Raw genomic sequence first — 2,275 nt, 5'->3', positions numbered from 1 at the left:
GCCCGCGCCGGCCGTCCGCGTTCGCCGGGGGGGTGGCAGGGGGGGCGGGCGTCAGCGGCCGAGGCGGGACTCCAGGGCGCGCAGGTCCGCGGTGAGGGCGGACCGCACGGGGCGGGACATCAGCGGGCCGGCCAGGCGGAGGCCGCCGCGGACCCGGATGCGGGCGAAGGTGCCGGTCCGGGTGGGCTCGAAGGTGTAGGTGACGCGCATGGGCATCGGCCCGGCGACGGAGACCATGTCGAGCACCGTCGGCGGGTCGTGGCGCGACACGCGCAGCACGTACGAGAAGGACCGGCCCAGGAAGTGCGCGGTCCGGGTGACCTCGGCGCCCGCGCCGAAGCCGCCGGTGTCGGCCTCCCGGGTGAGGGTGGCGCTGCGGATGCCCCGGGTCCACTCGGAGTCGTGGCGCCAGTCCATCGCGTAGGCGGCGACCGTGGCGGGCGGGAGGGGGATCAGGCGTTCCACTGTGACGTCGAGCATGATCACACTCTCCCGCCGGGCGGGCCGGCGCGCTCCCCGGACTCGCCCGGGCGGAGGCGGGCCCCGGTCAGAGCCCCAGGATCCGCTGGGCCTGCGCCCGCATCTCGACCTTGCGGATCTTCCCGGTGACCGTCATCGGGAACTCCTCGACCACGTGCACGTAGCGCGGGATCTTGACGTGGGCGAGCCGGCCCGCGCAGTACCCGCGGACCGCCTCGGCGGTGAGCGGCTCGGCGCCCTCCCGCATCCGGATCCAGGCCATCAGCTCCTCGCCGTACTTGGCGTCGGGGACGCCGATGACCTGGACGTCGAGGATGTCCGGGTGGGTGTGGAGGAACTCCTCGATCTCCCGCGGGTAGAGGTTCTCGCCGCCGCGGATCACCATGTCCTTGATCCGGCCGGTGATGGCGAGGTAGCCGTCCCCGTCCATCACCGCGAGGTCCCCGGTGTGCATCCAGTGGGCGGCGTCGACGGCCTCGGCGGTGCGCTCCGGCTCGCCCCAGTAGCCGAGCATGACGGAGTAGCCGCGGGTGCAGAGCTCGCCGGGTTCGCCGCGCGGGACGGTACGGCCGGTGGCCGGGTCGACCACCTTGACCTCCAGGTGCGGGCCGACCCGGCCCACCGTGGCGACCCTCCGCTCGACCGGGTCGTCGACCCGGGTCTGGGTGGAGACCGGCGAGGTCTCGGTCATGCCGTAGCAGATGGAGACCTGCGCCATGCCCATCCGCCCGATGACCTCCTTCATCACCTCGCTCGGGCAGGGCGAGCCGGCCATGATGCCGGTGCGCAGGCTGCCGAGGTCGTAACGGTCGAAGTCCGGGTCGGCCAGCTCGGCGATGAACATGGTCGGCACGCCGTACAGCGAGGTGCAGCGCTCGGCGGCGACGGCGGCCAGGGTGGCGCCGGGATCGAAGGAGGGGGCGGGGATGACCATGCAGGCGCCGTGCGAGGTGGCGGCGAGATTGCCCATCACCATGCCGAAGCAGTGGTAGAACGGCACCGGGATGCAGATCCGGTCCTGCTCGGTGTAGGCGAGCAACTCCCCGACGAAGTACCCGTTGTTGAGGATGTTGTGGTGGGAGAGCGTCGCGCCCTTGGGGAAGCCGGTCGTCCCGGAGGTGTACTGGATGTTGATCGGGTCGTCGGGGGCCAACTCGCCCTGCCGTTCGGCGAGTCGGGCCGGGTCGGCGCGCCGTCCGGCGGCGGTCACGGCGTCCCAGTCGGGGCCGCCGAGCAGCAGGACGTGCTCCAACTCCGGACAGCGGGGCCGCACTTCAGAGATCATCCCGGCGTAGTCGGAGGTCTTGAAGCGCTCGGCGGCGACCAGCAGCCGGATGCTGGCCTGGTTCAGCACGTACTCCAACTCGTGTGCGCGGTAGGCCGGATTGACCGTGACCAGGATCGCGCCGAGCTTGGCGGTGGCGTACTGGGTGAGCGTCCACTCGGCGCAGTTGGGGGCCCAGATGCCGACCCGGTCGCCCTTGGCGATCCCGAGTTCCAGCAGGCCGAGCGCCAGGGCGTCGACGTCGGCGGCGAGTTCGGCGTACGTCCAGCGGCGGGCGGTGGCCCGGTCGACCAGGGCGTCGCGCCCGGGGAAGGCGCGCACCGCGCGGTCGAGGTTCTCCCCGATGGTGTCGCCGAGCAGCGGGACGTCCGAGGTGCCGGAGGCGTAGCTGCGGGGGGTCGGCGTGGTCGGCACGGGCGGGCTCCCTGGGGACGGCGGTGCGGGACGGAGTCCATGGTCGCGGGCGCCGGCCCCGCGCCGCCACCCCCGAACGGGGGTACGGACACGGCG

Annotated in this window: 2 protein-coding genes; both read right to left on the bottom strand. The window is 73.2% G+C overall.

The window, feature by feature from the left end; genetic code table 11:
- Nucleotides 1-51: 51 nt before the first annotated feature.
- Nucleotides 52-483: an SRPBCC family protein gene (locus tag ACFU7Z_RS38835; protein ID WP_049656735.1), complete on the bottom strand. Its 432-nt coding sequence runs from the start codon at nucleotides 481-483 to the stop codon at nucleotides 52-54.
- Nucleotides 484-547: 64 nt separating this feature from the next.
- Nucleotides 548-2,179: an AMP-binding protein gene (locus ACFU7Z_RS38830; protein WP_380782871.1), complete on the bottom strand. Its 1,632-nt coding sequence runs from the start codon at nucleotides 2,177-2,179 to the stop codon at nucleotides 548-550.
- Between the last annotated feature and the right edge of the window lie 96 nt (nucleotides 2,180-2,275).

The organism is Kitasatospora sp. NPDC057518, from assembly GCF_042802075.1.
Classification (GTDB): Bacteria; Actinomycetota; Actinomycetes; order Streptomycetales; family Streptomycetaceae; genus Kitasatospora.
This window is presented reverse-complemented; position numbering and strand designations above follow the sequence as displayed.